The sequence below is a fragment of the Kosakonia sp. ML.JS2a genome, assembly GCF_025642095.1.
In the GTDB taxonomy this organism is placed as follows: Bacteria; Pseudomonadota; Gammaproteobacteria; order Enterobacterales; family Enterobacteriaceae.
The window spans coordinates 4,708,710-4,729,435 of the sequence record NZ_CP106754.1; the positions used below are offsets into that span (position 1 = coordinate 4,708,710).

Below are 20,726 nucleotides of genomic sequence, written 5' to 3' on the forward strand. Positions count from 1 at the left end.
ACCATACAAGGCGAAATAGCCTTTTTTGGTCATGCAGAAAAGCAAAACGCCGGCACAAGGCCGGCGTTTCAACATCGTTTTAGAGTAAAAAATTACTCAGCAACAACGTTTACAGTCAGTTTAGCGAATACTTCGCTGTGAACCTGGAAGTCCACTTCGTGCTCGCCAACAGTACGCAGAACGCCGTTCGGCAGACGAACTTCGCTCTTAGCCACTTTAACGCCAGCTGCAGTTACAGCGTCAGCGATATCGCGAGTACCGATGGAACCGAACAGTTTACCTTCGTCGCCAGATTTAGACGCGATGGTAACGCTGCCCAGTGCATTGATGCTTTCAGCACGAGCGTTAGCAGCCGCCAGAACGTCAGCCAGTTTGGCTTCCAGTTCAGCACGACGTGCTTCGAAATACTCAACGTTTTTCTTGGTAGCCGGAACAGCTTTACCCTGCGGTACCAGGAAGTTACGAGCGTAGCCCGCTTTAACGTTAACCTGATCACCCAGGCTACCCAGGTTTGCTACTTTATCAAGCAGAATAACTTGCATTACCTTATCCTCTCAAAGTCGTATTAATGGACCGTGACCGATTACTGATGACGATCAGTGTACGGCAGCAGGGACAGGTAGCGAGCGCGTTTGATAGCGCGAGCCAGCTGGCGCTGGTATTTTGCACGGGTACCGGTGATACGGCTCGGGACAATCTTACCGCTTTCGGTGATGTAGTTTTTCAGCGTAGCGATATCTTTATAGTCGATCTCTTGAACGCCTTCCGCGGTGAAACGGCAGAACTTGCGACGACGGAAATAACGTGCCATTTGGCTAGTCTCCAGAATCTATCAATTCAATCTGCTCGGCATGCAGAACCATTTTGCTCAAGCCGTTCTTTGCCTTGTGGCAACTGATGAACCCCTGAACGGTTACTGCGCTACCGACCGTTATACTGTGAGTAATGGCCTGGTTCTCTTGCCCGCTGATTATTACAGGCATTTGGCACCACGCCTGCCGGTGAAAACCGGCTTCCTCCTGCACAGAACGGTGCTCAAGCACGAACTGGCAATGAGGAATTCCTGATGGGCTGACCTTACGAAGCGGCGTCCTGCACACGGTGCCGGACAACTCCAGACGGTTAACCATCAAGGATTACTCTTCAGAATCCCCAGCATCTGCATCATCTGCGGTTTCGTTTGCGAAATCATCGCGACGTTCACGACGCTCGTCTTTCGCTTTAACCATCGGAGATGCTTCGGTAACAGCGTGTTTAGTACGCATTACCATGCTACGGATAACGGCATCGTTGAAGCGGAAGTTTGTTTCCAGCTCATCGATAACTTCCTGCGGTGCTTCAACGTTCATCAGAACGTAGTGTGCTTTGTGCAGTTTGTTGATCGGGTAAGCCAGCTGACGGCGGCCCCAGTCTTCCAGACGGTGGATCGTGCCTTGCGCACCAGTGATAGCACCAGTGTAACGCTCGATCATGCCCGGAACCTGTTCGCTCTGGTCAGGATGGACCATAAAAACGATTTCGTAATGACGCATCGAATTGCTCCTTACGGATTATTCAGCCTCCTGTCTGGGTCAGCCGAATCCCGGGGAGGCAAGGAACGTGTTAAAGGTCGGCTGAAAAATTGACGCGTCATAATACTTACCTCCCTCGCCAAACTCAAGTTCATTGAGCAAATAATTCGCACTAAGCGCAAAGAGAACTGGCCAGCACGGCTTAAAATTAAAACAAGCCTGATACGGCAATTTTTTGAACGACAGCATCAGAAATGGTCGCGATACGTTTTCAGGCGAACGAGTAGACTTTAATCAGGCCTCAAAACACAGGAGGAGAGATGTTCAAAAACGAATAACTCACGTCGTACTGGAGCGTAATATCATGAAATACATCGCAATCTTACTTACAACTTTGCTGCTAAGCCTGAACGCAGCAGCAGCAATCAAACTCAATAACCAGCAAGCCCGAAACATGGACGATGTGCATAGCTTAGGCGTTATCTATATTAATCATAACTTCGCCACCGAAAGTGAAGCAGACCAGGCTCTCAATGACGAAACGGACGCGCAAAACGCCCAATATTACCGGCCGATGCTGACCCACGAACCGGGTAGCAACGGCAACCTGCATGCCAGCGCGTATATCTACCGCTAAGCACACAGATATCTATTTTCTCTTCTGGATATTGCGGCCCCTGCTCTGGGGCCGCTGTTGATAACAATTATTTCCCCTTCTGTCTTATCAAATCAGCTGCCGGCAGGTTTAATAACCGTCTGACTGCATTGTGAAAGCATGGCGGGGAAAAACATGTTCAGGCGTTTTGCAACATTAAGCCAGATACCTAAAGGTGTCTGGGTGCTGGGCTGTGTCAGTATGCTGATGGATATCTCATCAGAAATGATCCACAGCTTACTGCCGCTGTTTATGGCGACCACACTCGGCGCAAGCGTGGTGATAATCGGCCTTATTGAAGGGCTGGCGGAAGCTACCGCGCTGATGGTGAAAGTCTTTTCCGGTGTGCTCAGCGACTATATTGGTAAACGCAAAGGACTGGCGCTGCTGGGCTACGGCATGGGCGCACTGAGCAAACCGCTGTTCGCGCTGGCGTCTTCATCCGGCATGGCGTTTGGCGCGCGAATGATAGATCGCCTCGGCAAAGGCATACGCGGCGCACCGCGTGACGCGCTGGTCGCCGACGTAACGCCTGCGGAGATCCGCGGCGCCGCCTTTGGTTTACGCCAGTCGCTTGATACCGTTGGCGCTTTTCTTGGCCCACTGCTGGCCGTCGCCTTTATGCTGCTGTGGAATGACGACTTCCAGACCGTATTCTGGATTGCGGTGATCCCCGGTGTGCTGGCCGTCGCATTGCTGTTTTTTGGCCTGCACGAACCGAAAGCGCCAATAGCCCACAAACGCACCAATCCTATCCGCCGCGATAATCTTAAACGCCTGAGCAAAGCCTATTGGTGGGTGGTGGTACTTGGTTTTATCTTTACGCTCGCCCGCTTTAGCGAAGCGTTTCTGGTGCTGCGCGCCCAGCAGATGGCGATCCCGCTGGCGACCATTCCGCTGGTGATGGTTGCCATGAACCTCGTCTACTCGCTGACGGCCTATCCGTTTGGCAAACTCTCAGATCGCATCAGCCACAGCCATTTATTGCAGTTTGGCTTAGTGGTGCTGATCCTCGCAGATGTTGCACTGGCGCTCAGCCAACACTGGAGCACGCTACTGCTCGGCGTCGCCTTATGGGGTGTGCATATGGGGATGACACAGGGCCTGCTGGCAACCATGGTCGCACAGACCGCACCGGCGGAACTGCGCGGCACAGCCTTTGGTGTGTTCAACCTGCTCAGCGGCATCGCCCTTCTACTGGCAAGCCTTGGCGCAGGCATTCTTTGGGAAACACACGGCGCAGCGTCAACATTCTGGGCCGGTGCGCTTATCTGCATCCTCGCCCTGATGAGTATGCGAATCGCTCCACGTACCCCACAAGCGCAGTAATATCGGCGGGGATCCCCCGCCACACCCAGCAGAAGACGTTATTACCGCTGCCCGTAGTACGCATTGGGGCCATGCTTGCGCAGAAAATGCTTGTCCATCAGGTAATCGTCGATGCCATGGAGATGCGGATTGATGCTGCGGGCAATCCACGCCATTTTTGCCACTTCTTCCATGACCACCGCGTTATGCACCGCGTCATGGGCATCCTTACCCCACGCAAATGGCCCATGCTGCCAGACGATAATGCCCGGTGTATGCAACGGTTCGCCTGCGCCCAGCGTTTCGATAATCACCTTACCGGTGTTGAGCTCATACGCATACTGCACTTCTTCCTCCGTTAATGCCCGCGAACAGGGAATATCACCATGAAAGTAGTCGGCGTGCGTCGTACCCAGCGCAGGAATGGCCAGACCGGCCTGCGCCCATGCGGTGGCATGCGTAGAGTGGGTATGCACCACGCCGCCCAGCGATGGGTAACGCTGGTAAAGAGCGAGATGCGTAGCGGTATCTGACGAGGGAAGTAGCCTGCCGTCAACGACATTCCCGCCCATGTCCACCACCACCATATCGTCCACGGTCATCGCTTCATATGCCACACCGCTGGGCTTGATCACCACCAGACCGCGTTCGCGATCGACAGCGCTAACGTTCCCCCAGGTAAAGGTCACCAGTCCATAGCGCGGCAGCGCCATATTCGCCTCAAAGACCTGCTGTTTAAGCTGTAGCATGCACATCCTCCATAAGCCCGGCCTGCATCATGCGCTCGCACACCCACTCTCGTGCTTTAACCACTTCTGCCAGTGGATCGTCAGCGGTTTCGCTCCACATCTCAATCAGGTAGGGGCCGCAATAACCGCTCTGTTTGAGCGTGCGGAAGCAGCGCTCAAAATCCACCACGCCATGACCAAAAGGCACATTTTTGAACATGCCCGGTCGGGTATCTTTTACATGCACGGCAACGATGTGCCCGATACCGGCCTGCAACTCCATTTGCACATCGTTGTCCCAGGCGGATAAGTTGCCGATATCCGGGTAAAGCTGGAACCACGGGTTATTCAGGTAGTGGGCGTAACCCAGCGCCTTACTGATGGAGTTCATTAACGGATAGTCCATGATCTCCATCGCCAGCGTGACCTGCGCGCGGCTCGCCATTTCAACGCTCGCTTTCAGCCCCTCGCGAAAAAGGCGGCGCGTCTCATTGTTGGCTTGCTGGTAGTAAACATCGTAGCCAGCCAGTTGGATCACGCGGATACCCACATCCTGCGCAAATTGAATCGCTTTATACATGATGGTTAACCCATGCTGACGAACCACCTCATCTTCGCTCCCAAGCGGGAAACGACGGTGCGCGCTCAGGCACATGGACGATACCCGGACGCCCGTTTCAGCGACTGCGTTCACCAGCGCAAGTCGCTCGTCACGGCTCCAGTCAAGACGAGCAAGACGCGCGTCTGTTTCATCCACCGACATTTCAACAAAATCAAACCCGAGCTTTTTGGCAATCCGCAGTCGCTCGTGCCAGTCCCCCCCTGACGGGAGGGCTTTTTCATAGATGCCAAGCGGAACCTGTTTGAACAACATCGGCCGCTCCTTAGCCCCACAGTTGAGCAATTGAACGCTTAAACTGACGCGCGGCAGCAACCGGGTCGGCAGCATCACGGATACTGCGACCGGCAATAAAGACATGAATAGGGATACCCTTGAACAGCGGCAGATCGTCCAGCGCCAGCCCGCCCGTGACGGTCACTTTAAAGCCCATCTCCGCCAGCCGCGTAATGGCGCTGATATCTGCGTCGCCCCACGCGACGCCTGCTGCCTGCGCATCGCGGCTACGGTGGTAAACAACCTGTTGGATCCCCGCATCGCGCCACTCTTTTGCCTGCTCCCAGGTCCAGTAACCGGTCAGTTCAATCTGCACGTCGCCGTTGAACTCTTTCGCAACGTCCAGCGCCCCTTTGGCCGTGTTAATGTCGGCACAACAAATCACGGTGACCCAGTCGGCATGGGCTTCAAAACACATCCGTGAAAGAATTTTCCCGGCATCGGCAATTTTGGCGTCCGCCAGCACGATTTTGTGCGGATAGAGCGCCTTAAGATCGCGCACCGCCCGTACGCCTTCTCCGACGCACAGAATGGTGCCGACTTCGATAATGTCCACCTCTTCGGCAATTAAACGGGTGGTTTCATAAGCGTGAGACAGCGTCTGGTTATCCAGCGCGACCTGTAACATTGGTAACTGAGACATATCAACTCCCTCTTAAACAGCCGCCGCAGTGGCGTTATCGATTAAATCCAGAACATCCTGCTCGCTGCGGCAGGCGCGCAAACGGTCAAAATTGGCCTCATCTTCAAATAAATTAACGATTTGCATGATGCCGTCTTCCTGATGCGTCCGCGCATCCACCGCCGCCAGCGTAATAAGGATATCCACCGGGTCGTTCTCTTCATGGTTAAACGGCAGCGGCGTCTTTAGCACCACCAGCGCAAAGCCATTCTTTTTCACCCCCTCTTCCGGTCGCCCATGCGGCATAGCAAGCCCTGGCGCAATCACAAAATAGGGGCCGAACCGTTCCACTCCATCCAGAATGGCCTGGTAATAACGGGGTTCGACCACGTCGGCGGCGACCAGCAGATCGACGCCAATTTTCACCGCTTCCTGCCAGCAACTGGCTTCAGCCTGCACACGCACTGAATGGTTCTGCGCCAGCGAATCACGTAATTTCATGGCATCTCCCTATTTCACGTCAGCCGGGAAATGTGCAGCGATCACTTCCATCAGCTTCGGGCCGAAATCCGCTGGTGACAGCATGTTGCGCACGCCGACCACATATTTGTTGCCGGACACCTCGATTTCACTGGCAACATGGGTCGAGGCAATAATGATGTCCGCATTATTCAGCTCGCTTTTGTACTCCCCCACTGCGCAGCTGCTCACGCTGTGCGCCACGTTTTGCTGACTCAGAAACTGGTCAACTTTCATCTTCATGATCATGGAACTGCCCTGCCCACAACCACATACAGCCAGGATACGTACGGTCATAATCGGAACTCCTTATTAAGCAGAGGCTTCTGCCCGCTGTTTGTCCGCGTCTTCTTCCGCACGCAATGCGCGCCCGGCGAAGACCATATAAACCAGAGAAATGAGAATAATGACGGCCATAAACACGATGCCGAGAGAAGCGAAGCCCTGCATCATCGGCGGTGCCAGAATGGACCAGTCAGCCATGCCCATCCACGCGCTCATAGCGGTCAGTTTGACCGCCCACACACAGCCGAAGATTTCAATCATGCCCATCAGCAGACAGATCTTGAGCGCCGCGCGCCAGCCGCCGAAATGGTTGGCAAACACGCCAATGGTGGCGTTAGAGAAAAACATCGGGATAAAGCCGGGAATAATCAGAATGGACGAGCCACAGGCGACGAGGATGCCGACAGCGATAAGCTGGCCAATGGTGCCCCACATAAAGCCCCACACGACGGCGTTCGGCGCGAAGCTATAAATAGCCGCGCAGTCGATCGCCAGCACGGCACCGGGTATTAAGCGCTGGGAGATACCATTGAACGCGTCGGACAGTTCAGCGACGAACATACGCACGCCCTGGGTAATGATGAAGATCGCCACGGCAAACTGGAAACCTGTTTGCAGGATATAGACCGTCCAGTGTGTTTTCCCGGCCATCGTCTGTACGGTATTGATACCAAAAGAGAGCAAAATCGCGCCAAAAAAGAGGGTCATGACGATGGCGGTAGACACGATGTTGTCATGAAAAATGTTGAGCCATCCGGGCAATTTCAGATCTTCAACGCTCTCCTCTTTCTTCCCCAGCCACGGCGCGCATTTCCAGGCCAGCCATGACGCGAACTGCTGCTGATGCCCGATAGAAAAACCACAGCCATCGGTCACCTCCTGCGTTGGCTTGTACATCATATTGGAGGTGATGCCCCAATAGAGTGACACCAGAACCGCCGTACAGATGATGGTGGTCCACATCGAATAACCAGAGATAAAGAAGAACACCGCAATAAGCCCGGCCTGCTGGAACATAATGTGGCCGGTAAGCATGATGGTGCGGATACCGGTGATGCGGCGCAGCAAGACGTAAAGGATGTTCAGCGCCAGTGCCAGCAATACCGCGTACCCCACCCAGCTATAGGCCGCCCCCATACGTTCGATAGTCGCCATCATTGACGCGTAAGTGTCAGAAATCGCGCCATTAATGCCATACACTTCCGACATTTTGGCAACAACCGGTTTAAACGTGCTGGTCAGGATGCCGGACCCTGCCTGCAGCAGCATAAAACCGATAATGGTTTTGATGGTGCCCTTAATAATCACGCTCACGCTTTTGCGCAGCAGGATGTAACCCAGGCAAGTAACGATACCCAACAGCAGCGGAGCGTTGGTCATTACCTGATTAAAAAAAACGGTAAATACGCTGTAGAGGATCTCCATAGCACTCTCCAGAAGGTGAGAACACGAGAAACGATCTCGTGCAGTAAGTGCCACTCACTCTATTAATCACAAACAATCACCACAAGATTAAATATGATTATTTGTGACGCATTACGCAAATTATTTCCCTCACGATGACATGGATTTTCACCACATCCTTACATGAATATTAAATTCATTAAAATCAATATATTAAAAACAAAACCATTCATTGCACGCAGATTCACTCTCTCCGAAACGCACGTCTGACTCTCGATACCTGTGCATTCTGGTTATTGCTTTGCTGATTAAACGGTGACAGTATAAATCATAATAAATCACAAAATGATTCATTATGACTCAAAAAGGGGACTAAACGATGAGTAAAGTAGAGACGATCACCCGCGAATCCTGGATCCTCAGCACCTTCCCCGAGTGGGGAAGTTGGCTCAATGAAGAGATCGAACAGGAAAAGGTCGTGCCAGGCACCTTTGCCATGTGGTGGCTTGGGTGTACCGGGATTTGGCTGAAATCGGAGGAAGGCGCCAATATCTGCGTCGATTTCTGGTGCGGGACCGGTAAACAATCTCACGGGAACCCACTGATGAAAAAAGGTCATCAGATGCAGCGAATGGCCGGAGTGGAAAAGCTTCAGCCCAACCTGCGCACAACGCCGTTTGTGCTCGATCCGTTCGCCATTCGCCAGATTGACGCCGTCCTCTCTACGCACGATCACAACGATCATATCGACGTCAACGTCGCTGCGGCAGTACTGCAAAATTGCCCGGATACGGTGCCGTTTATCGGGCCGCAAACCTGTGTGGATTTATGGATCGGCTGGGGTGTACCGGCATCACGTTGCATTGTGATGAAACCCGGGGATGTGGTGAAAATCAAAGACATTGAAATTCACGCGCTGGATGCGTTTGATCGCACCGCGTTGATCACCTTGCCTGCCGATCAGAAGGCCGCAGGAATATTGCCCGACGGCATGGATAAACGCGCGGTGAATTACCTGTTTAAAACCCCGGGCGGCACCCTGTACCACAGTGGCGATTCCCACTACTCCAACTATTACGCCAAACATGGCAACGAGCACCAGATTGATGTTGCGCTCGGTTCCTATGGTGAAAACCCACGCGGCATCACCGACAAAATGACCAGCGCCGATATGCTGCGTATGGCGGAAGCATTGAACGCCAAAGTGGTGATCCCCTTCCATCACGACATCTGGTCAAATTTCCAGGCCGATCCGCAGGAAATTCGTGTGTTGTGGGAGATGAAAAAAGATCGTCTGGGTTACGGCTTTAAGCCGTTTATCTGGCAGGTCGGCGGCAAGTTCACCTGGCCGCTGGATAAAGACAAATTTGAGTATCACTATCCACGTGGGTTCGATGATTGCTTTACCCATGAACCGGATCTGCCCTTTAAAGCATTTCTGTAATGGTTACCCGCACGCGTCGGGCGTATGTTGCCTGGCGCTTGCTCTTTTCTTTAGTAATTTCAGGCTATTTCAAATATCATCTTTTCAAATCAATTTTTATCGGAATAGCTCATGACGGAAGCGCAACGACATCAAATATTGCTGGAGCAGCTGGCGCAAACCGGGTTTGTCACCGTTGAAGAAGTCATTGCCCGGCTGGGAATTTCTCCGGCAACGGCCCGTCGCGATATCAACAAACTGGATGAAAGCGGCAAACTCAAGAAAGTGCGTAATGGCGCAGAAGCCGTCAGCCAGCAGCGTCAGCGCTGGACGCCGATGAATATCCATCAGGCGCAGAATCACGACGAGAAAGTACGCATCGCCAGAGCCGCATCGCAACTGATTAGCCCCGGTGAAAGCGTGGTGATTAACTGCGGCTCCACGGCATTTCTGTTGGGGCGCGAGATGTGCGGTAAACCCGTACAAATCATCACTAACTATCTGCCGCTGGCGAATTACCTTATCGATCAGGAGCATGAAAGCGTGGTGATCATGGGCGGCCAGTACAATAAAACGCAGTCCATCACGCTAAGTCCACAGGATAGCGAAAACACGCTCTATGCCGGGCACTGGATGTTTACCAGCGGCAAAGGGCTGACCGCGGAGGGCTTATACAAGACCGACATGCTCACGGCCATGGCGGAACAGAACATGCTGAATGTCGTGGGTAAACTGGTGGTGCTGGTCGACAGCAGCAAAGTGGGTGAGCGCGCCGGTATGCTGTTTAGTCGCGCCGAACAGATAGATATGGTGATCACCGGTAAAAATGCCGATCCCGCGATCCTCCAGAAACTGGAGGACCAGGGCGTTAAAATTCTGCGCGTTTAGAGGTGGCGAAGGAAAAAACGGACGGTTGCGTCCAGCGCCTGAGGGGTAATGCGATGCGTTACCCCACTCTCCCACAAATACGTCAGATGACTGTCGAGCCCGTTATCTTGTAAAGCCTGCTGTAAACGGAAAGATTCGGCTGCCGGAACCACGTCATCCTGCTCGCCGTGCCACAGCAGCAGCGGACGATCCGCAACGCGTGCAAGTTGGGTGCTGACATCCCACCGGGCAAGCGGTGCGATAATCGCGTCAAACTCATGCTGCCGCGCGAAGTCTGTCGCCGCCAGCGGGGGAAACAGCGTGTGCGCGAGCGTTGTAAAGTAGCCGGACGCCATCAGGCTCGCGACACAGCGTACCTCCGGATGATGCGTCATAATACCCAGCGCCGTCATGCCGCCCATGGAGGCTCCGCCTACCGCTAACCGCTGACCTGCAATCAGTTCCCGGTGTTCCAACGCATCCCGCAGTGCAGCAAACTCTTCAATATTGCCGCGGAGGATTTGCCAGAACTGACCAAGCCGATGTTGCGCATCGCCGCTAAACCGTGCACCGTGATCCGGCGCATCCGGCATGATGACGCGAAAACCGGCCTGCGCCAGCGCCACCGCGAAATAGCTGTAGACCAGCTTTGATGAGGTGAAACCATGGTAAAAAACCACACAGGGAAGCGGCTGTGCATGTTTCCCCGCCGGAAAAGCATGGAGCGCTTCCACGCCCGCAAATTGTTCAGTCTGAAGCTCAATCATCGCACTCTCCTTGATCTATAGTGCAGGTATGCCACCCGCGAACACGCGGTGCAAGTCAGAATTCATCTATGGATTTAGCGACGTTGAGATATAGGTTACGCTTTCAGGATACTTTCATTCGAAATTAGTGCTCGAGCTAACAGTTCGGGAACATTCCCCTCAAAGGGGTATTTATCAGGAACTACACTATGGCTATCAGGAGAAGGGAGAAAACAATGCGTGCCTTGCTGCCGGTACTGCTTGTTCTGTTGTTAAGCGCCTGTTCAGTACTGGAAGGCAACCCGCAACCCGCACCGCCGGTCAGCGACCATCCGCAGGAAATTCGTCGCTACCAAACGCAGAATCTGCGGGAAATCGGCGCGGTGAGCGTCACCGTATTGGGATCTCCGATGGATGTGGAACGTGAAATCAAGGCTAAAGCCACCGCCGCAGACGCGAATTATTACGTCATTCAGGTGCTGGATGACACCGTAATACCCGGCCGCTGGTACGGACGCGCCCTGTTGTACCGACAGTAGCGAGGCATTGATTTTCAGGATATTTACACTGCTTTGCGTCCATTGATGTTCTCCTGTGCACAATAGGATGAGATGGAATCCGTTGTGCGATGGAATGCCCTGCAATGTCTCGGGGTAACGTAAAATGGAGCTGACAATGAAACGATCTCTTGCCTTAAACTCACTGTTGCTTTCTACAGGAATGCTTAATACAACAGCGCAGCCCGCAGAGTTCGCCAGCGCAGACTGCGTGACGGGGCTGAATGAAATCGGCCTGATCTCCGTCAACAATGTCTCAGGGAGCCTACAAGACGTGGAGCGTGTTATCGCCTTAAAAGCGGATGAGCAGGGAGCTTCCTGGTATCGCATCGTCCGAATGCAGGAAGATCAACAGGTTGACAACTGGCGGGTGCAGGCCATCCTGTACGCCTGACCCCTCTAAAAAGCCACCTAAATCTGGTGGCTTTTTTTATTCCCCTACATTCACTAAGATTATGTTATTGTAAAGAAATATCAATGTTACATTTTGTTACATTGATGTGCTAAATGTTATCCACTTTGTGCCGTTGAAGGAGCCTCACCCACAGATCAACGGACAAATTATGAGCGCCTTCTTTCGTCGCACCGGCCTTGGTGCAAAATTGTCACTGCTGACTGGCGCAAGCGTTGCAACGCTTTTCCTTTTATTCACTTTTCTGATGAGCAATAAAGCCAGCCAACAACTGGAAACGCTGGCCATGGAAGACCTGCATAACCAGTCCACCGGTGTGGTGGATATGGTGGAAATGTTCAACAGCAGTCTCAGTGAAGAGGTGGAAAGCTACACGCGCTTGTTTAGCAGTTTTCTGCCGCAGCCGCTGAGTATCGATACGCAACAGCGCCGCGAAATCAACGGCATTGATGTACCGCTGCTTAAGGCCGGCGACACCGAACTGCACAACAATAACGCGATTCCTGATGACTTCCTGAACCGTACGGGCGCCATTGCCACGCTGTTTGTACGCAGCGGCAATGACTTTGTCCGTGTCGCGACCTCGCTGCGCAAAGAAAATGGCGATCGCGCGATTGGCACCAAACTGGATCCCGCCAGCCCGGCATTCGCTTCGCTGATGAAAGGCGAGCTTTATCGCGGCCTGGCGCTGCTATTCGGTAAACGCTATATCACCCAGTATCAACCGGTCAAAGATGCCAGCGGCAACACCATTGCGATCCTGTTTGTCGGTGTGGATATCACCCGCTCCTGGGACGTGATGCGTAATAAGATCCTCGGCCGTAAGCTGGGTGCCAGCGGTCATTTCTTTGTGATCGACCGTAACGAAGGCAAGAACTACGGTAATTATCTGTTCCACGACACCGACGAAGGCAAGCACCCGCAGTGGGACGACAAGGATTTGCAAACCCTACTGAAAAACGGCAGCGGCACACTGGCACGTCAGGATGCTACAGGCCGTACGTTAATGATGTCCTACACGGCCTTGCCCGGCTGGAACTGGACGGTGGTCGGCGAAGTCGACAAAGAGGTCTTACTGAGCGATGTGACCCGCATGCGCGATCAATTCCTGGTGGCGGGCGTTGTGGTTTCTCTGCTTTTTGCCGCGCTCTTTGTGGTGATCATTCGCCGCTGGCTGACCCGCCCGTTGCGCAGTGTGATCGATCTGGCTCAGCGTTATGCCGACGGCGATCTGCGCGCCACGCTGAATGTCGATCGTCATGATGAAGTGGGTCAGTTGATCGCGGCGATCAACGGCATCGGCGACGGTCTGCATAAAATCGTGTTGCAGGTACGTGAGTCCGCAGCAGAGATCAATCTGGGCACCACTGCGTTGGCCGCTGACAGCGGTGAGATTAGCGAGCAGATCAACAAGCAGGCCAGCAGCGTGGAGGAGACCTCCGCCAGCCTTGAGCAACTGACTGCGACGGTGCAACAGAATGCAGCCAATATGGAGCAAACGCAGCATCTGGTGAATGAAACCACCGACGCAGTGAAAAAAGGCGGCGAAACCGTGGATAACTCGGTCGCGACCATGGAAGATATTCGCGGCGCGTCACAGCGTATCGCCGATATTACCCACGTGATTGAATCCATCGCCTTCCAGACCAATATCCTGGCGCTGAACGCCGCCGTAGAAGCCGCCCGCGCAGGGGAGCACGGCAAAGGGTTCGCCGTGGTGGCGCAGGAAGTGCGAGCGCTGGCCGCGCGCAGCGCCAATGCGGTAAAAGAGATCGAAGCGCTGATTGGCGACACGCTGAAAAAGGTGGGCGAAGGGCATGCGCAGTCGGAGGCAACCCGTGTGGCAATGCAGTCGATCATCAGCCATATGGGCGATATCAACCAGCTGGTGCATGAGATTAACCAGGCTTCACATGAACAATCCGCCGGGATCAACCAGGTGAACCTGGCAATGACGCATATCGGCGATGCCACGCACATCAACGCCGGACGGGTTTCCCAGAGCGAGGAAACCGCCCGGACGTTGCGGGAAAAAGGGGCGCATCTGACGGAACTGGTGAGCCTGTTCCGCCTGAAAATGGACTAACAGGCCCCACCCGTGGCGCGTAGCAGCAGGTCGTTTTGTACCTGCCCGTCAACCGGCGACACGCCACGGGTATCCAGCATCAGCCGACACCACGCCTGCGCCATCGGCGGCGATGCATGTTGCAGCATCTGCGCCCCGGCACCGAGTAACCACAGCTGTTGCGCCACTTCGCGCCCCTGAGCCTCATCCGGTTTACGCAACCGTTGTTGCAGTTGCCGCCACGCACGATCAAAGTGACGATCCTGGCCTTTCACCGCGCCAAATTCATCCACCAGCAGCGCCACCGCGCCCGGTTGCTTACCCAACACACGCAGCACGTCCAGACACATGACGTTTCCGGAGCCTTCCCAGATGCTGTTGACCGGCATTTCGCGGTAAAGGCGAGGCAGTTCATTCTCTTCGCAGTAACCGATGCCGCCCAGCACCTCCATCGCTTCCGCCACAAAAGGAATGCCCGCTTTGCAGACAGCGAATTTCGCCACCGGTGTAAACAGCCGTGCCCACAATGCTTCCCGCTCATCAGCGCGGTTGTCCCAGGCGCGGGCCAGGCGAAACAGCATCGCGGTTTGCCCTTCCAGTTGCAGCGCCATACGGCTGAGGACTTCCCGCATCATCGGTTGATCGACAAGATTTTTGCCAAATGCCTGCCGTTGATGGGCATGGTACAGCGCCACGGAAAATGCACGACGCATCAGACCATGGCTGCCAAGCGCACAGTCAAGGCGCGTCAGCCCGCCCATCTTGAGGATCTGCCGAACCCCTTCGCCCTCTTCCCCCAGCAGCCAACCGCTGGCATCGCAAAACTCGGCCTCGCTGCTGGCGTTGGAACGGTTACCGAGTTTGTCTTTCAGACGTTCCAGCCGCACGTTGTTGCGCTGACCATCGGGTAAAAAACGGGGAACAAAGAAGCAGGAGAGCCCGCCTTTTGCCTGCGCCAGTACAAGGTGCGCATCGCTTTGCGGAACCGAGAAAAACCATTTATGCCCGGTCAGCCGGTACGTATCACCGCTCTTTTCTGCCCGGGTGGTGTTACTCAGTACATCTGAACCCCCCTGCTTCTCGGTCATCCCCATGCCGATCAGCAATCCGCGTTTCTGGTCACCAGGCAGCAGATGAGGATCGTAACGATCGCTGAGCAGCGGTTTTAGCCAGCCGTGAAAAGATTTTGGTAGCGACTGCGCCAGCAAGGGGATGGCAGCGAACGTCATGGTGATGGGGCAAAGGGTGCCGGATTCCACCTGCGCATGCAGCACAAAACGCGCGGCGCGGGCGACAAACGATCCGCTGCGCGCGTCCTCTTCCCATGCCAGATTGTGCACACGATTGGCGCACATGCCCTGCATCAGCAAATGCCAGGCGGGGTGAAAGCGTACATCGTCGAGTCGCGCGCCGGTGGCGTCGTAGCGGAGTAATTCCGGAGGATTGGCGTTAGCCAGCCGTCCAAGTTCGAGCGACTCCGCCGTGCCCAACTGCTGGCCGATGCTGGCAAGCAGTTCAGCATCCCATGCCGTGCCTTCGCGCAGCACGGCATCATACAGTGCGCGGTCAGAAAGGAATAAGTTGCTGTTATGTAAGGGAGTTGGTTGATTAAAAACCGTATGCGTTTGCCATTGCATGCTGTGTCCCTCCGTCAGTGGCAGTCGGTGTAAGTATGGACAGCCCGCGCGGACACTGCATGGGAGTGGAGTCACAAGGCAACGATTTTGCACCCGACATTCGTGAAACGACTCACATAATGCAGGAATAGTGTCAGCGCAATGCGCCCGGTGGCGCGGATGCCACCGGGCCTGCGGCTAAGCGGAGTTACCCGGCGATATAATGCGGAATAAAACGGGAAGTATCTTTGGTGATCAATGAGCAGTCTTCGCGGATGCCCATGCCAACGGCTTCATCATCCACCACCCAACTGCCAATCAACGTGTAGCTGTCGCCAAAACGCGGTAACGGCTGAAAAGCCTGGAAAATCATCGGCTCCTGCCCATAGTCGCCATCTTCGTGTTCAATGACATTATGCGCACCGTCGAGAATGGTGACATTTCCCCCTTCGCGGGAAAACAGCGGCTTACGCACATAGCTTGCACCCGGCGCCAGCAGCGGCTTTTCGCCATCAAACCACGCGGGCAACAGGTTGGGATGATTGGGGAAATAACGCCACAGCAGCGGCAGCAGCCCCTTATTACTGAGAATGCTCTTCCATAACGGCTCCAGCCACTGCTCACGGCGTTTACACAACAAGGGGCCGTTCTCGTCGCGCATCATCCATTCCAGCGGATAGAGCTTGAAAGCCTGACGAATGACATTGTCATCCAGATCCGTCAACACGCCGCCAAGACCCAGCCCGAGATCGTCGATGTAGATAAAGCGTGTATCCAGACCCGCCTGACGCGCGCAATCCTCCAGATAAAGCACCGTTCCACGATCTTCTTCCGTATCTTTACAGCAACAAAAATAGAGTGGATGACGACCCTGTATCTCAGCAAAACGGGCGATCAGCTTATCCTGAATCGCATTGTACTGATCGGCATCGCGAGGGATAACGCCGCTGCGCCGGGAATCCTCCATCCAGAGCCACTGGAAGTAAGCGGATTCGTACAGCGATGTTGGCGTGTCGGCATTATATTCCAGCAGCTTCACCGGCTCCTTGCCGCACCAGACAAAATCCATACGCCCGTAAAGCGAAGGATCGCGGCTGCGCCAGCTGTCGGCAATGGCGTCCCAATACAGTGGCGGGATCGCCAGTTGTGTCAGCACGGCTTCGTCGGCTACGGCACGATCCACCACCTCGAGGCACATTTGATGCAACTCTGCCGTGGGTTTTTCAATCTGCTCCTCAATTTGCCGCAGCGTAAAACGGTACGCCCGGCTCTCGTCCCAGTAGATTTCGTTATCAATGATATGGAAGTCGAAACCATGATCGCGGGCGATCCGTTCAAGCCCGGGGCGAACGGCAACATCATGACGTAGCATACTTATCCTCCCCAGCTTCCACGTGCGCTGGAGGAGCGCCCGAAACCACCACGGGAAAAGGTGGTCGCCTTTTTGGTGGTATACCCATAATGGCTGCTCGCGCTGGTGTTACTGGTACTGCCGCCGGAGCGCCAGCTATAGTCGCCATCGCGGTTACGCCACACCGGGCGGGAAGAGTACGTTGAGCCGCCGCTGCTGTAGCTATACTGCTCATCGCGGTCTTTTCTGATGGCTTTACTGAGTAAAAAACCACTGAGCACTGGCATCCAGCGCTGGCCAATATTGTCGTAGTAGCAATGATCATATTGCTGCACGCACGCGGGTTGCGACATATTATTCGGGATTTCTTGCTCAAAGTTCATGCGCGCATTATTCCACGCATCATTACACACTTGCGCGGTATTACCGTCGTCGACGCAATCCTGCTGGGAAGTGTAATAAACGCCGTCGCCATCATTATCATCTTTGTGGTCGCTACAGCCTTTTAACGCAAAGAACGCGGCTCCCCCCATAATGGCCAGCGTCAGGTATTGCCCACTCTTACGCTCTTTCGGAGATGAAAAAAGCGGGCGCTGGCTGCGGCTTTGCGCTGGCGACAGAGTATAATTTTTTTGCCGGGTCTTTCTCTTTCTGGCCATGATTATCCATTACCATGTCATGCAGGCGGCGTTAAAGATCCCGCCCGCCAGCGCCGCCGCGCCCATAAATAACCCGGCAGCAATATTACTGTGAATAATTTTGTCACTCAGCTTCGGCATATACAGACGTACGCCGCCGTAGACCATTAATTGCACCACCAGTGCAATCAGGCCCCAGATTAAATAATCCGGAATGCTGACAGAGTTAATGGCTGCACTGGAGAGAGGAATAATATACCCCAACAATGAACCACTGAATGCTAACGACGCGGCAATATTGTTCTCTTTAATTAACCGCCATTCGTCATGGGGCGTAATACGCGTATAAACAAAAAGAAAACAGAGCACCATCGCGACGCCAATAAAGAAATACGAGCCAAACGCCAGCAGTGAACCCAGAATATGAATTTCCGTTCCCATAATTATCCTATGACCTTTAATGATGTCAGGGGAATATCAACACCCAGCGCGCGCGAATAGATCCACTCGGGCTGATTTTGTTCATTAAACGTCTCTTCGCCGTTCAACAATAGATACTCAAACACACCGTCGGTGACTTCTCGCTGGTAGGCCATCATAAAGTTGTGCACTTCCCAGCGTGCTCCAGCCGGGTTGTCGACGGTTTCCAGCGTATAAATCGGTTCGATATCGCCGCGCTCTTCCGCGTTAAACACGCGCTGCCACTGACAGTCGCGCCAGCGCAACGATGGCTTGCCCATGTCTTTCGCGCTCAGCATCTCGCGCCAGGTTTTCTCACCGGAAACGCCAGCGCTCTCTTCATACACGAACAGCTTAATATCATCGATATTGCTGGTTTCCAGACCACCAGAGGTGCTGATTTGCAGGAACTCATCACCGGTGGTGTAGTAGCGGTGAATCATACAACCTGCGCCCAGGTCAAAGCTGCCGCAAGCGCCAATGGTGTACTCTTCGCCAGGAAGCGTGACCAACAACTCCTCTTCGCACAAGCGAAACAGCAGCGTATCGACGGTGAAACCGGCGTGCAGATGCAATCCGAGCGGACCTCTTACCGGGGCCGCCGCATCAGGCCGCCCCAGCAGGTTTTTAAGAAAAGAGAGCATCACTGTTTTTGTTGCTGTTGCAGTCTGGCCAGCACATCCTGCGCGGAGGTTTTATCGCTGCCGCCAATGCCTGCCTGCGCGAGTTTTTCATCCAGATCGCGCCCGTCAGCCACTTTTTCAAGCTGGGTGGCCGCATCCAGTCGCGCCTGACGTTCAGCCTGACGCGTCTGCAAACGTTTCAGCGATTCTGCCGCCGTCGCCACATTGTTCGATGCGCCCACGGTAGAGGTTGTTACCGCCTGCTGCGCACGCTGCATCGCTTCGGTCGCTTTAATCACTTCCAACTGCTGCTCAAATTGCTCAATGCGTTGCGCCGTCGCCGTGACCGCTTTTTCAACCGCATCGCGTGACGTTTCAAGGTTGCTCAGCACCTGCTCTTCCGCAGTCATGGCGTTTTCCAAACGGGCGATTTCCGTTGCCACCTCGTTGAGCAGCGCCGCATCGACATTTTTCGCCATCGCTTCCAGCGCACGCGCTTCAAGACTAGCTTTACGCTCGCGCAGATCCTCCAACTTGTCGTTGCTCAGCTTCACTCGCGCCAGCAGGTCAACGCGGGATTTTCCGGCCTTATCCAGTTCCGTGCGCGCATCGCGAATATGCTGTTCCAGCATGCGTACGCCCTGCGTTTCTTCAATCGACTCTTCTGCCTGAGCAATAAACGATTTACCCAGCGTAAACAGGCTTTTTAAAATTCCCATACCATCACTCCCTGACTCAGTTATTGGGTGAAATCATCTGTTAATTCAGCGAGATCCAGCGCATTTTCAGCAAGCGTGGTGATTTCCAGCAGAATATCGTCGATCGACGAGTTGAGTGACAGTGCGCCGAACGCGACATAATACTCTTCGCCGCCGACAGGCGAGATGCCAACAGAAGATAAAGGTAACAGTTTTTGATTGCGCAGCAGAAAGGCATTAAATGCATCCTGATGCTTAATTTCGTTCAGCGGGCAAATATAGGTTTCGATAATGATTTGCCGGGAGGTCAACAGCACGTTTAATTGTAAGTCGCCGTAATCATCCAGCGTCAGAATTAAGGCGTCCGCTTCGCGTTGAATATTTACGTCCAGCGTTGCTGATTGTAATAATGCTGCGCTCAGTGTTTCTACAGTCCATGCCATCTTTTCTATCCTGATCATTTCATCGCAATAAGTGTGAAATACCTGCCCGCGAATAGTACCAGCGTTAACGGTAAAAAAAACCACCCGAATAAGGGTGGTTTTTTTGCGCTTCGCCGCTTACAGACCGCGTTGGCGCACAGCTTCAAACAGACAGACGCCCGTGGCGACCGAGACGTTCAGCGACGAAACGCTACCCGCCATCGGGATGCTGATCAGCTCATCGCAATGCTCACGGGTCAGGCGGCGCATACCTTCGCCTTCAGCGCCCATCACCAGCGCCAGACGGCCGGTCATTTTGCTCTGGAACAGGGTATGGTCCGCTTCACCGGCGGTACCAACGATCCAGATATTCTCTTCCTGCAGCACGCGCATCGTGCGGGCAAGGTTGGTTACACGGATCAGCGGAACGCTTTCCGCCGCGCCACAGGCGACTTTTTTCGCGGTGGCATTCAGTTGAGCGGATTTGTCTTTCGGCACGATCACCGCATGCACACCCGCCGCATCGGCGCTACGCAAGCATGCGCCAAGGTTATGCGGATCGGTGACACCATCGAGGATCAACAGGAACGGCTGATCGAGACTGGCGATCAGATCCGGCAGATCGTTTTCCTGGTACTGACGCCCCGGCTTCACGCGAGCAATGATCCCTTGATGAACCGCACCTTCGCTTTTTTCATCCAGATACTGGCGACTCGCCACCTGGATCACCACGCCTTGCGCTTCCAGCGCGTGGATCAGCGGCAGCAGACGTTTGTCTTCGCGGCCTTTCAGAATAAAAACTTCCTGAAAACGCTCCGGAGCGCGCTCCAACAGGGCCTGCACCGCGTGGATGCCGTAAATCATTTCACTCATTGATGGTACTCATTTGGGGCGGTTTGCGCCGCGTTATTGGGCCGTGATT

General features: G+C 54.2%; 26 protein-coding genes. 7 read left to right on the plus strand and 19 right to left on the minus strand.

Annotated elements, in window-relative coordinates; genetic code table 11:
* Positions 1-92: 92 nt before the first annotated feature.
* The 4 genes from rplI to rpsF are packed head-to-tail and all read right to left on the minus strand — an operon-like array spanning position 93 to position 1,532.
* Positions 93-542, minus strand: coding sequence for a 50S ribosomal protein L9 (gene rplI / locus N7922_RS22185; RefSeq protein ID WP_017459146.1), 450 nt, complete (start codon positions 540-542; stop codon positions 93-95).
* Between the two features lie 41 nt (positions 543-583).
* The gene (rpsR, locus tag N7922_RS22190; protein WP_000135199.1) at positions 584-811 is read right to left on the minus strand and encodes a 30S ribosomal protein S18; all 228 of its coding nucleotides are present in this window, start codon (positions 809-811) and stop codon (positions 584-586) included.
* A 4-nt stretch (positions 812-815) separates the two neighbouring features.
* Positions 816-1,130 carry a primosomal replication protein N gene (gene priB / locus N7922_RS22195; RefSeq protein ID WP_061498391.1) on the minus strand — a complete coding sequence of 105 codons (315 nt, stop codon included), beginning with the start codon at positions 1,128-1,130 and terminating at the stop codon, positions 816-818.
* A gap of 6 nt (positions 1,131-1,136) precedes the next feature.
* Positions 1,137-1,532, minus strand: coding sequence for a 30S ribosomal protein S6 (rpsF, locus tag N7922_RS22200; protein WP_043955435.1), 396 nt, complete (start codon positions 1,530-1,532; stop codon positions 1,137-1,139).
* Positions 1,533-1,875: 343 nt separating this feature from the next.
* On the opposite strand from rpsF, the gene yjfY reads away from it, so the two are divergent.
* A complete protein-coding gene (yjfY, locus tag N7922_RS22205) occupies positions 1,876-2,148 on the plus strand; it encodes a DUF1471 family protein YjfY (RefSeq protein WP_263098307.1) in 273 nt (90 codons plus the stop codon).
* A 153-nt stretch (positions 2,149-2,301) separates the two neighbouring features.
* Positions 2,302-3,495, plus strand: a complete 1,194-nt coding sequence (locus N7922_RS22210) for an MFS transporter (protein WP_263098308.1) — start codon at positions 2,302-2,304, stop codon at positions 3,493-3,495.
* Between the two features lie 41 nt (positions 3,496-3,536).
* Here N7922_RS22210 and N7922_RS22215 read toward each other — a convergent pair whose 3' ends face one another.
* The 6 genes from N7922_RS22215 to ulaA are packed head-to-tail and all read right to left on the minus strand — an operon-like array spanning position 3,537 to position 7,948.
* Positions 3,537-4,223, minus strand: a complete 687-nt coding sequence (locus tag N7922_RS22215; RefSeq protein ID WP_263098309.1) for an L-ribulose-5-phosphate 4-epimerase — start codon at positions 4,221-4,223, stop codon at positions 3,537-3,539.
* A complete protein-coding gene (locus N7922_RS22220) occupies positions 4,210-5,076 on the minus strand; it encodes an L-ribulose-5-phosphate 3-epimerase (protein WP_263098310.1) in 867 nt (288 codons plus the stop codon). The genes N7922_RS22215 and N7922_RS22220 overlap by 14 nt, the downstream gene beginning before the upstream one ends.
* 10 nt (positions 5,077-5,086) lie before the next feature.
* Positions 5,087-5,740 carry a 3-keto-L-gulonate-6-phosphate decarboxylase UlaD gene (locus N7922_RS22225; RefSeq protein ID WP_263098311.1) on the minus strand — a complete coding sequence of 218 codons (654 nt, stop codon included), beginning with the start codon at positions 5,738-5,740 and terminating at the stop codon, positions 5,087-5,089.
* A 12-nt stretch (positions 5,741-5,752) separates the two neighbouring features.
* Complete coding sequence (gene ulaC / locus N7922_RS22230) at positions 5,753-6,220, minus strand: PTS ascorbate transporter subunit IIA (RefSeq protein WP_263098312.1); 468 nt, start codon at positions 6,218-6,220, stop codon at positions 5,753-5,755.
* A gap of 9 nt (positions 6,221-6,229) precedes the next feature.
* Positions 6,230-6,535 carry a PTS ascorbate transporter subunit IIB gene (ulaB, locus tag N7922_RS22235; protein WP_263098313.1) on the minus strand — a complete coding sequence of 102 codons (306 nt, stop codon included), beginning with the start codon at positions 6,533-6,535 and terminating at the stop codon, positions 6,230-6,232.
* A gap of 15 nt (positions 6,536-6,550) precedes the next feature.
* Complete coding sequence (ulaA, locus tag N7922_RS22240) at positions 6,551-7,948, minus strand: PTS ascorbate transporter subunit IIC (RefSeq protein ID WP_263098314.1); 1,398 nt, start codon at positions 7,946-7,948, stop codon at positions 6,551-6,553.
* 358 nt (positions 7,949-8,306) lie between these two features.
* On the opposite strand from ulaA, the gene ulaG reads away from it, so the two are divergent.
* Together ulaG and ulaR are read left to right on the plus strand one after the other, a co-directional pair.
* Positions 8,307-9,371, plus strand: a complete 1,065-nt coding sequence (ulaG, locus tag N7922_RS22245; protein ID WP_263098315.1) for an L-ascorbate 6-phosphate lactonase — start codon at positions 8,307-8,309, stop codon at positions 9,369-9,371.
* Between the two features lie 111 nt (positions 9,372-9,482).
* Entirely contained in the window at positions 9,483-10,238 is a 756-nt protein-coding gene (gene ulaR / locus N7922_RS22250; RefSeq protein WP_263098316.1) for an HTH-type transcriptional regulator UlaR, read from the plus strand.
* Here ulaR and yjfP read toward each other — a convergent pair.
* Positions 10,235-10,984, minus strand: a complete 750-nt coding sequence (yjfP, locus tag N7922_RS22255; RefSeq protein ID WP_263098317.1) for an esterase — start codon at positions 10,982-10,984, stop codon at positions 10,235-10,237. The two genes, ulaR and yjfP, sit on opposite strands and share 4 nt — an antisense overlap.
* A 188-nt stretch (positions 10,985-11,172) precedes the next feature.
* On the opposite strand from yjfP, the gene bsmA reads away from it, so the two are divergent.
* From bsmA to N7922_RS22270, 3 genes are all read left to right on the plus strand, one after another.
* On the plus strand, positions 11,173-11,502 hold the full coding sequence (gene bsmA, locus N7922_RS22260) for a biofilm peroxide resistance protein BsmA (RefSeq protein ID WP_263098318.1): 330 nt from the start codon (positions 11,173-11,175) through the stop codon (positions 11,500-11,502).
* Positions 11,503-11,626: 124 nt separating this feature from the next.
* Positions 11,627-11,914 carry a DUF1471 family protease activator YjfN gene (gene yjfN, locus N7922_RS22265; RefSeq protein WP_061498404.1) on the plus strand — a complete coding sequence of 96 codons (288 nt, stop codon included), beginning with the start codon at positions 11,627-11,629 and terminating at the stop codon, positions 11,912-11,914.
* Positions 11,915-12,083: 169 nt separating this feature from the next.
* Complete coding sequence (locus tag N7922_RS22270; protein ID WP_263098319.1) at positions 12,084-14,018, plus strand: methyl-accepting chemotaxis protein; 1,935 nt, start codon at positions 12,084-12,086, stop codon at positions 14,016-14,018.
* Here the strand turns inward: N7922_RS22270 and N7922_RS22275 are convergent.
* From N7922_RS22275 to rlmB, 8 genes are all read right to left on the minus strand, one after another.
* Complete coding sequence (locus tag N7922_RS22275) at positions 14,015-15,634, minus strand: isovaleryl-CoA dehydrogenase (RefSeq protein ID WP_263098320.1); 1,620 nt, start codon at positions 15,632-15,634, stop codon at positions 14,015-14,017. The two genes, N7922_RS22270 and N7922_RS22275, sit on opposite strands and share 4 nt — an antisense overlap.
* 187 nt (positions 15,635-15,821) lie before the next feature.
* Positions 15,822-16,985, minus strand: a complete 1,164-nt coding sequence (locus N7922_RS22280) for a glutathionylspermidine synthase family protein (protein WP_263098321.1) — start codon at positions 16,983-16,985, stop codon at positions 15,822-15,824.
* A gap of 2 nt (positions 16,986-16,987) precedes the next feature.
* Positions 16,988-17,623, minus strand: coding sequence for a DUF1190 domain-containing protein (locus N7922_RS22285; protein WP_263098322.1), 636 nt, complete (start codon positions 17,621-17,623; stop codon positions 16,988-16,990).
* A 9-nt stretch (positions 17,624-17,632) separates the two neighbouring features.
* Entirely contained in the window at positions 17,633-18,031 is a 399-nt protein-coding gene (locus tag N7922_RS22290) for a DUF350 domain-containing protein (protein ID WP_263100980.1), read from the minus strand.
* 14 nt (positions 18,032-18,045) lie between these two features.
* Entirely contained in the window at positions 18,046-18,705 is a 660-nt protein-coding gene (locus N7922_RS22295) for a YjfK family protein (protein WP_263098323.1), read from the minus strand.
* Complete coding sequence (locus tag N7922_RS22300) at positions 18,705-19,403, minus strand: PspA/IM30 family protein (protein ID WP_263098324.1); 699 nt, start codon at positions 19,401-19,403, stop codon at positions 18,705-18,707. Before N7922_RS22300 ends, N7922_RS22295 begins: the two co-directional genes overlap by 1 nt.
* A gap of 20 nt (positions 19,404-19,423) precedes the next feature.
* Positions 19,424-19,825 carry a YjfI family protein gene (locus N7922_RS22305; protein ID WP_061498428.1) on the minus strand — a complete coding sequence of 134 codons (402 nt, stop codon included), beginning with the start codon at positions 19,823-19,825 and terminating at the stop codon, positions 19,424-19,426.
* A gap of 117 nt (positions 19,826-19,942) precedes the next feature.
* Positions 19,943-20,677 (minus strand): 23S rRNA (guanosine(2251)-2'-O)-methyltransferase RlmB, encoded by a 735-nt coding sequence (rlmB, locus tag N7922_RS22310; protein WP_263098325.1) that lies wholly within the window; start codon positions 20,675-20,677, stop codon positions 19,943-19,945.
* Between the last annotated feature and the right edge of the window lie 49 nt (positions 20,678-20,726).

Excerpts from the sequence above, each read along its gene's own strand:
- ulaR (WP_263098316.1), top strand. The coding sequence starts at position 9,483 with ATGACGGAAGCGCAACGACATCAAATATTGCTGGAGCAGCTGGCGCAA.
- rlmB (WP_263098325.1), bottom strand. The coding sequence starts at position 20,677 with ATGAGTGAAATGATTTACGGCATCCACGCGGTGCAGGCCCTGTTGGAG.
- rpsR (WP_000135199.1), bottom strand. The coding sequence starts at position 811 with ATGGCACGTTATTTCCGTCGTCGCAAGTTCTGCCGTTTCACCGCGGAA.
- ulaG (WP_263098315.1), top strand. The coding sequence starts at position 8,307 with ATGAGTAAAGTAGAGACGATCACCCGCGAATCCTGGATCCTCAGCACC.
- yjfP (WP_263098317.1), bottom strand. The coding sequence starts at position 10,984 with ATGATTGAGCTTCAGACTGAACAATTTGCGGGCGTGGAAGCGCTCCAT.
- N7922_RS22300 (WP_263098324.1), bottom strand. The coding sequence starts at position 19,403 with ATGGGAATTTTAAAAAGCCTGTTTACGCTGGGTAAATCGTTTATTGCT.
- yjfN (WP_061498404.1), top strand. The coding sequence starts at position 11,627 with ATGGAGCTGACAATGAAACGATCTCTTGCCTTAAACTCACTGTTGCTT.
- N7922_RS22270 (WP_263098319.1), top strand. The coding sequence starts at position 12,084 with ATGAGCGCCTTCTTTCGTCGCACCGGCCTTGGTGCAAAATTGTCACTG.
- N7922_RS22215 (WP_263098309.1), bottom strand. The coding sequence starts at position 4,223 with ATGCTACAGCTTAAACAGCAGGTCTTTGAGGCGAATATGGCGCTGCCG.
- N7922_RS22305 (WP_061498428.1), bottom strand. The coding sequence starts at position 19,825 with ATGGCATGGACTGTAGAAACACTGAGCGCAGCATTATTACAATCAGCA.
- N7922_RS22220 (WP_263098310.1), bottom strand. The coding sequence starts at position 5,076 with ATGTTGTTCAAACAGGTTCCGCTTGGCATCTATGAAAAAGCCCTCCCG.
- N7922_RS22280 (WP_263098321.1), bottom strand. The coding sequence starts at position 16,985 with ATGCTACGTCATGATGTTGCCGTTCGCCCCGGGCTTGAACGGATCGCC.
- ulaC (WP_263098312.1), bottom strand. The coding sequence starts at position 6,220 with ATGAAATTACGTGATTCGCTGGCGCAGAACCATTCAGTGCGTGTGCAG.
- N7922_RS22225 (WP_263098311.1), bottom strand. The coding sequence starts at position 5,740 with ATGTCTCAGTTACCAATGTTACAGGTCGCGCTGGATAACCAGACGCTG.
- N7922_RS22295 (WP_263098323.1), bottom strand. The coding sequence starts at position 18,705 with ATGCTCTCTTTTCTTAAAAACCTGCTGGGGCGGCCTGATGCGGCGGCC.
- N7922_RS22210 (WP_263098308.1), top strand. The coding sequence starts at position 2,302 with ATGTTCAGGCGTTTTGCAACATTAAGCCAGATACCTAAAGGTGTCTGG.
- N7922_RS22275 (WP_263098320.1), bottom strand. The coding sequence starts at position 15,634 with ATGCAATGGCAAACGCATACGGTTTTTAATCAACCAACTCCCTTACAT.
- N7922_RS22285 (WP_263098322.1), bottom strand. The coding sequence starts at position 17,623 with ATGGCCAGAAAGAGAAAGACCCGGCAAAAAAATTATACTCTGTCGCCA.
- ulaB (WP_263098313.1), bottom strand. The coding sequence starts at position 6,535 with ATGACCGTACGTATCCTGGCTGTATGTGGTTGTGGGCAGGGCAGTTCC.
- rplI (WP_017459146.1), bottom strand. The coding sequence starts at position 542 with ATGCAAGTTATTCTGCTTGATAAAGTAGCAAACCTGGGTAGCCTGGGT.
- priB (WP_061498391.1), bottom strand. The coding sequence starts at position 1,130 with ATGGTTAACCGTCTGGAGTTGTCCGGCACCGTGTGCAGGACGCCGCTT.
- ulaA (WP_263098314.1), bottom strand. The coding sequence starts at position 7,948 with ATGGAGATCCTCTACAGCGTATTTACCGTTTTTTTTAATCAGGTAATG.
- rpsF (WP_043955435.1), bottom strand. The coding sequence starts at position 1,532 with ATGCGTCATTACGAAATCGTTTTTATGGTCCATCCTGACCAGAGCGAA.
- yjfY (WP_263098307.1), top strand. The coding sequence starts at position 1,876 with ATGAAATACATCGCAATCTTACTTACAACTTTGCTGCTAAGCCTGAAC.
- bsmA (WP_263098318.1), top strand. The coding sequence starts at position 11,173 with ATGGCTATCAGGAGAAGGGAGAAAACAATGCGTGCCTTGCTGCCGGTA.